Raw genomic sequence first — 7,983 nt, 5'->3', positions numbered from 1 at the left:
CACAAAAGTGAGCGCCAAGTTCAAAAAATAGCCATTTTTCTCTTTCATTTTTTGACATCAAACGCCATCAAGATCCTTCTTCTTCCATTTATCCTCCCTCGTTCATGCGGTTTCGATTTACATTGTAAAACCCCATAACGACAGTACTTCCCCCGTCTTAGTCATCAAATTGATCGATAAAAAAACGGCACTTCCTCGATGAAAATACCGCTTAAATAAGTCATATTTGTTTCAATTTCACTTAGGTTTAGAAGCCAAATTTACCATTGTCATTTTTCCACTCTGAACGAGCAGGAATGGTTTCAATGGTATCCCAGTGCTCTACGATTTTTCCGTTATCAACACGGAATAGATCATAAAAAGCAACGTGATTATTCATGAACTGGCCTTCACTGATCGACAACACAAAGTTACCTTGGCCTAAAATCTTATGGTTGGCGGTATAAACCATTGGCATACCCGCTTCTGCTAGCGCACCCAAAGCTTCACCCAAACCGCTTAGACCATCGGCTACTCCTGGGTTGTGCTGTAAGTAAGCACTGTCTTCATTATCGATATAGTTATTAATCTTCGCCATATCACCGCCGATCAAGATGTCTTTAACGAAACCACTGACCAACTGCTTATTTTTGTCCGTTTGATCGAGATCTACGACTTTAGTCGCGCCATCTAATTGAGTTCGTCCACTTGCGTTTGGCTTGGCAACTTCTTGCAGGTTGTCCCAATGCTCAACTATCTGTCCATCTTCAAAGCGGAACACATCAAAGCCGACTTTCGGGCCAAAGAAGTTATATTCGGTATGAGCAACAACATAGTCGCCATCTTGAAATGAGCGCGTCACTTGCGCTTTCGCAGAGCCTTCAGGCAGCATTTGTAGCACTTCACCAAAGCCCACTAAGCCATCGCCAACGGCTAGGTTATGTTGAATGTACTTTTCAGGGTTAATGTAGCTCACCGCTTTTGCGTCGCCCGTTTCAATGCTCGAAATAACCGCTACCGCTTTTTCTTGAATTGACAGCTCTTGTGCAGTCGCAGTGATTGCGAAAGTAGAAGCGCTAAATACGCTTGCCGCTAGTAATGTAGATTTAGTTATTGTTTTCATTTTTAAAGTCCTCTCGTTGGCTTGGAAACTATATTAATTAACGAGAGAGGCTCACGGCAGAGTGGATTTAGGCAGAAAAATGGTAGATATCGAACCTTAGATGATTCGTGTCGACCCATTCACTATTCAGAGAGGGAAGGCTTGGAATACTTCTTTTGAAACTCGCTCGGCGTCATTTGAGTATGATTTTTAAAGTACTTAACGAAATTACTGGCGTCTTCAAAACCAAAATCCGACGCCATTTTTTGAGACGTAATATTGGTTACCACCAGCTGACGCTTCATTTCTAAAACGGTAAAAGAATCGATGATTTGCTTGGCAGTTAACCCCGTTGCGACTTTGCACACTTGGTTCAACGTCTTGTAGGTGGTGTTAATTTGATTGGCGTACCAGTTTGCATCACGCACGCGCAGGTAGTTGTTTTGAAGAAGCTCGAAGTAACGAGCAAACTTGATATTCTGCTGCAAGCTCAAGGCATCCTGCTTCACTTCAGGTCGAAGACGATGAAGAATCAGCGCCAATGCCGAGAACAGATACATCACGATCAAGGGATCAGATTCGGGTTGATTCAGTTCCATCGTAATTTGCTGTAACAGGCTCTGCGTTCGATCTTGGTGGGATTCGTCTAGTGACAACAGTGCCGAATGTGCCTTGTTCAAATGAGTAGGCGTGTAGTTCGGCAACTTCATGTTAGCGTGAATGCTGTCTAAGAACGCTTGAGTAAACAAAACCGCAGTGCCTTGTGGCTTGTTACTAAAATCAAAGGCGTGCACCTGCTCTCTTTGAATGAACAACACGCTCCCTTGGCTAAAAGGGTAGTCCTCAAAGTCGACCATGTGTGTGCCTGAGCCTTGCTCGATAAACAGAATCAGGAAGAAGCTGACACGATGTGGCAGTTGAGGGTCGTGACTAATATTGCTTTCTGAATAGAGCCGAGACAAGGGCACCAACTCCAGCTCAGCTTGCGCCGTTTTTTCATGGTTAAAGCCAATATTCGGGATTACTTGAGGCACTACTACCTTCCTATTCATTTACTTAACTGCGCTTAGCAAGAGTAATGTATCCCAGTGGGAACTGAAATGTTCCGAGCCTAGAAGTATGACTTAGCCAGCGTCACCAACAAGGTAAACATGCTCAATACACTCAACTTGCCAGATGCAACAAAGGTCGAAAGGTCAAAGCATTGGGGTATAGTCAAAAAAATAGAGCCACCGAAGTGACTCTATTATTTTTATTTTTCAATTTCTTTTTACAATTGCTTTTTAGCTAATGTTCTTTGCTAATTCACATATGTTTTACAATGTAAATTAGTCTAGCTCAACTAGGTTCTTCTCGAACTCAGCGTGTTGCTTCTTAACTTCGTCTTCAGGCTCGCCAGTAATTAGGCTCACGATAACGATAGAAAGCGTCGATAGGATGATTCCCGGTACGATTTCGTACACATCGAACCAACCGCCCGTGAACTGCTTCCAAAGAACAATCGTAACACCACCAACCACGATACCCGCTAGAGCGCCGTTACGGTTCATACGAGGCCAGTAAAGGCTCAATACGATAGCTGGACCAAACGCAGCACCGAAACCAGCCCATGCGTAAGATACAAGGCCAAGTACTGAACTGTCCGGCGTCATCGCTAGCACAAGAGCAATCAGAGAAATTAGGATAACCGCGAAACGGCCAACACGAACAATCTCTTCTGACGTTGCGTCTTTCTTCAGAATTTGCTTGTACAAGTCTTCTGCCATTGCAGATGAAGAAACAAGAAGCTGTGAATCAGCAGTACTCATGATTGCCGCTAGGATTGCAGCAAGTAGGATACCGGCGATTACTGGGTGGAACATTGCGTTAACAAGAAGCATGAAGATCTTCTCGCCATCGTCTAGCTTAGGCGCGCCAGAGTTAGTCACGTAGATTAGACCAACAAGACCCACTAGCATTGCACCAACCATAGACAATGCAGTCCAGATAACCGCAATGCGGCGTGCTGTCACAAGATCTTTGTTTGAACGAGTTGCTTTAAAACGAGCCAAGATGTGTGGTTGACCGAAGTAACCCAAACCCCATGCCGCTAGCGAGATGATCGCAATAGCAGACAGTGGCTCACCTTTCGCATCATTCCATAGCGTTAGAAGCTCTGGGTTGATGTTGTGCAGGTCGCTAGATAGCTGACCAAGGCCACCGTTCATTGCCGCGATTGGTACAATCAATAGCGCAGCAGACATTAGCAGGCCTTGAACTAAGTCAGTCCAAGATACCGCTAGGAAGCCACCAAACAGGGTGTACGAAACCACACATACCGTACCGATAATTACCGCAGTTGTGTAATCTAGGCCGAATACCGTTTCAAACAATTTACCACCTGCTACCAAGCCTGAACTTGTGTAGAAAAGGAAGAATAAAAGGATAAAGAAAGCAGAAATTGTTTGGATCAGCTTAGAATTATCGTTGAAGCGACGAGATAGGAACTCAGGCAGCGTCAGTGATTCAGTCGTAATGCTGTAAGTACGTAGACGTTTTGCACTGATTAACCAGTTTGCCCAAGTACCAACAAGTAGGCCACCAGCAAGCCAAAATGCTTCAAAGCCAGCAGCGTAAGCGTAACCAGGCAGGCCAAGTAGCAACCAACCACTCATGTCTGATGCACCAGCAGAAAGTGCAGCAGGCCATGGGCCTAACGAACGACCACCTAGGAAGTAGTCAGTTGAGTTAGATGTACGTTTGTAAGCAATAACACCGATCGCTAGCATCATAATTAGATACGCAATGAACGTCGTCGTTATTGCAAAACTGTTTTCTATCATTTGATAGTCCTCATTTTGTAGAAAGCCTTCCATGCCTAATTCAATGCAAGGTACTCACCGTAAAGGCAAGCAAGTGCATTGAGTTAGGTATTGAGGCTCCAAAGCACTCAGGGAGTAAACCAAAAATGGGAAAACCCAAAAATGGAGAAAACCAAAAGTCTTTAGAGCCAATTTTACTGAAGGTTAGTGAGCTTCGCTTCCAAGTTCGAGCAAGGTCGCGTTACCGCCCACGGCTGTTATATTTATAGTTCGCGTACGCTCGGTAATGAAGCGCAGCGATAGGTGTGGATCATTGGCAACATTCATTGTCGCCAGATCCGTTTCAGCTACTAAACCGACGATTGCACCGTCACGCTTAGCAAGCTGTAAATTGATAGCTTGTGCCGTTTGTGAATTACCTACGTAACCCGCGCTTCGCACATCGCAAGACAACAACTGTTGAGCAGCGTCGTACGAGGCAACCTGCACCAGGTTGGTTGGTAGATTCGCTTGTTTCGCGGCATCTGCAATTAAGGTATTGAACTGCACGTCATCACTGCACAATTGAACGCTGTTACCTGCCAATAGTGCTGCAGTAATCATCGCTGTTGCGGTTTGCAGTGCGGGCACCTTCTCTTCGCAATCATCAACAATCACCAAAGCCACACCGCGGCCTGCGGCATACAACTCATTGGTTTCGCCCGTAGGACCTGCCATTAGGTGATGTTCAGAAAGCAGCGCAGACGCTTGCTCTAAATGATAAGTTGCCACTGCAGCCAAAGGCACAGATTGACTTTCGATCTCTGATTTCAGCGCAAGTACCTGAGCACTCTTGTAATCAAAGTCGGTAAGATTCCATTGTTCCCACGCTAGCAAAGCATCAGAAAAACCTGTCACTTGATGAACCATGATACTGCTCCTTATGCCTTGTCTTGTGATTGAGAGAAATGAACATCTGTAAAACGGTATAGGTAGTGAGGACCACCCGCTTTAGGGCCAGTACCTGACAAGCCTTGACCACCAAATGGTTGAACCCCAACAACGGCGCCCACTTGGTCACGGTTGATGTAGCAGTTACCCACACGAACGTGTTTTTCGATCCAACGATAAGTTGTCTCGTTACGACTGTGGATACCCATGGTTAGGCCAAAGCCCGTTTGGTTAATTTGGTCTACAACTTGCGTCAACTCACTCGCTTTGAAGCGAACGATGTGTAGCACAGGGCCAAACTGTTCTTCTTTCAAGCAGCTGATGTCATCGATTTCAAACGCACTTGGTGGAACAAAGTCACCATGTTCACAATCACTACCTAGAGAAAGTTGAGCCACCTTCTTCTGGGTATTGGTCATGTTTTCTAAGTGCGCCAACAACTTCTGTTTCGCATTTTGGTCGATAACAGGGCCAACATCCGTTTTATGAAGATGTGGGATACCCACACTCAATTCGTCCATTGCACCGTGAATCAATGCAACCACGCGGTCTGCAATGTCTTCTTGGATGTAAAGCACACGTAGTGCAGAACAACGCTGACCTGCTGAAGCGAATGCTGAACGAATCACATCACGAACTACCTGTTCAGGCAGTGCGGTACTGTCGACGATCATCGCATTCTGACCACCGGTTTCCGCAATAAACGGAACTGGCTTAGCGTTACGAGTAGCTAATGACACATTGATACGCTGTGCCGTTGGCGTAGAACCAGTAAAGGCAACGCCCGCAATCGCATCATGGCTGGTTAGTGCACTGCCGATCTCAGCGCCACGACCCGGTAGTAACTGAATGGTACCAGCAGGGAAACCCGCTTCATTCATCAGTTCAACCGCGCGAGCTGCAATCAAGCTTGTTTGCTCGGCAGGCTTAGCCACAACCGTGTTACCCGCAACCAAAGCTGCTGTAATTTGGCCAAGGAAGATAGCAAGAGGGAAGTTCCAAGGGCTAATACAAACGAACACACCACGACCTTGTCGTGAAGCGATTCGTGTTTGGCCATCAAAACCTTTTAGTTCGAAACCTTGTAGGTTATCCGCTTGTTTTGCGTAGTAACGACAGAAGTCGACCGCTTCACGCACTTCATCAACGCTGTCGTGAATCGTCTTACCTGCTTCTTGATGACAAATTGCCACCAGCTCAGCAAGGTTGTCTTCCATCAGGTCAGCCAACTTATCAAGCGCCGCCGCTTTGGTTTCAACTGAAGTTGCGTTCCAATCAGCGAATGCAGCATCAGCGCCAGTGATCGCTGCGGAAACATGATCAAGGTTAGCGAAAGCCACCTGACCCACATTAATACGACGATCATAAGGTGCAGTCACTTGCTCAACATTCTGATCAGCCTTGATCATGCTTTCGGCAAGAGATTCACCGTTGATCACAGGGCCCGCAGTCCATTGATTGTTAAGGAAAGCTTTAACCTGCTCTTCAAACTGATGCGCTTCACTTTCAATATCGATGTTCACACCGTAAGAGTTTTTACGCTCAGGGAATACCGCTGGAGGCAGAGGAATCTTAGTGTTGTGCAGCGTATCGAATGCAAGAAGCATATCGACAGGGTGTTGTGTCAGCTCTTCCACAGGGCAACGAGCATCAACTAAACGGTGTACAAACGAGCTGTTTGCGCCGTTCTCTAACAAGCGACGTACTAGGTATGGCAGTAAGTCTTTATGGCTACCAACCGGTGCGTAAATACGTACCGACTGTTGGTAAGCTTCCATCGCGTGGTTGTACAGAGAATCACCCATGCCGTGTAAGCGTTGGAATTCAAAGTCTTTATGCTCTGTCATTACGGCAATAGCTGAAACCGTATGAGCATTGTGGCTCGCAAACTGCGGGAAGATATTGCCGCGAACACTTGGGCTCAATAGGTAACGCGCACAAGCAAGGTAAGCTACGTCTGTCGCTTCTTTACGAGTGTAAACTGGGTAATCAGTGAAACCAGCCTGCTGTGACCATTTGATTTCGCTGTCCCAGTAAGCACCTTTAACTAAGCGAAGCGGGATTAAATCACCCTGCTCTTTCGCTAGGCGGTTTAGCCATACTAGAACCGGAAGTGCACGCTTTGAGTATGCTTGAATAACCAAACCAAATTTACCCCAACCTTTTACAAGGTCAGTGCGGTACAGTTTTTCGAATAATTTAAGAGAAAGCTCTAAGCGATCCGCTTCTTCCGCATCAATCGTAATTGCAACATCGAGCTCTACTGCTCGGCGCAATAACTGCTCCAGCGTGTCGCAAAGTTCAGTCAGTACGCGGTCTTCGTTCGCCACTTCATAACGTGGGTGAAGCGCAGAAAGCTTGATAGATACCGATGGCGCAGGGCTCGATTTTGAAGAGACATACGTGTCTCGACCTACGGCTTCAATCGCCATTAGGTAATCTTTGAAGTATTTGTTTGCGTCTGCCGTGGTCAGTGCTGCTTCACCTAACATGTCGTATGAGTAGGTAAAGCCTTTGTCACGCATAGACTTACCGTTCTTTTGCGCTTCAGCAATGCTGCGGCCAAGAACGAATTGGTGACCCATCACCTTCATTGCTTGGTGCATCGCTTTACGAATCACCGGCTCAGAAAGCTTATTCACTAAGCGGTTAACGGCTTGACCCGCACTCTGCTCGTTAGATGAAAGTCCAACAACCTTGCCTGTTAGCATTAGGCCCCAAGTGGATGCGTTAACAAACACTGAGTCAGAATTCTTTAGGTGAGATTTCCAATCCGCAACGCTGAGTTTGTCACGAATCAGTGCATCAGCGGTTGCTGAATCAGGAATACGCATCAAGGCTTCCGCCAGACACATCAGCAAGATGCCCTCTTGAGTATCTAGACTGTATTCAAGCAACAGTGCATCGATCATCTGGATAGAAGTCTTATCCGCGCGGATAGCTTCAATCAATGATGTCGTTTTGTCTGTGATTTGCTGCTTTTCAGACTCAGAAGGGGTAGCTAGCGGCAGAAGTTGCTCTAGCCATTGGGTTTCATCCACCATATATAATGGTGAGATAAGCGTCCAAAGATCAGCAAGCGACTGCTCGTTGAATTCTGGCTTTAACACATCAGTAGCTGTAAACATGCGTTTTCCTTAATCTCACACCCGAAAAGAGTTCGGGATCTCT

5 protein-coding genes are annotated in these 7,983 nt (G+C 46.2%); all 5 read right to left on the bottom strand.

Translation table 11 applies throughout. The features are described 5' to 3' along the window. Positions 1 to 247: 247 nt before the first annotated feature. Positions 248 to 1,102 carry a hypothetical protein gene (locus tag H5300_RS05320; protein WP_182795585.1) on the bottom strand — a complete coding sequence of 285 codons (855 nt, stop codon included), beginning with the start codon at positions 1,100 to 1,102 and terminating at the stop codon, positions 248 to 250. A 122-nt stretch (positions 1,103 to 1,224) separates the two neighbouring features. Then, on the bottom strand, positions 1,225 to 2,115 hold the full coding sequence (locus H5300_RS05315; RefSeq protein ID WP_182795584.1) for an AraC family transcriptional regulator: 891 nt from the start codon (positions 2,113 to 2,115) through the stop codon (positions 1,225 to 1,227). Between the two features lie 294 nt (positions 2,116 to 2,409). Continuing rightward, entirely contained in the window at positions 2,410 to 3,900 is a 1,491-nt protein-coding gene (putP, locus tag H5300_RS05310; protein ID WP_026012326.1) for a sodium/proline symporter PutP, read from the bottom strand. A gap of 186 nt (positions 3,901 to 4,086) precedes the next feature. Next, positions 4,087 to 4,791, bottom strand: a complete 705-nt coding sequence (locus tag H5300_RS05305; RefSeq protein ID WP_004732537.1) for a 1-pyrroline-5-carboxylate dehydrogenase — start codon at positions 4,789 to 4,791, stop codon at positions 4,087 to 4,089. Positions 4,792 to 4,802: 11 nt separating this feature from the next. Further along, positions 4,803 to 7,940 carry a bifunctional proline dehydrogenase/L-glutamate gamma-semialdehyde dehydrogenase PutA gene (gene putA / locus H5300_RS05300; RefSeq protein ID WP_182795583.1) on the bottom strand — a complete coding sequence of 1,046 codons (3,138 nt, stop codon included), beginning with the start codon at positions 7,938 to 7,940 and terminating at the stop codon, positions 4,803 to 4,805. Positions 7,941 to 7,983: the final 43 nt, after the last annotated feature.

This window comes from Vibrio sp. SG41-7 (assembly GCF_014164465.1).
GTDB lineage: Bacteria > Pseudomonadota > Gammaproteobacteria > Enterobacterales > Vibrionaceae > Vibrio > Vibrio splendidus.
Note: the sequence above shows the minus strand (reverse complement) of the source record. Positions and strands in the feature narration are given on the sequence as shown.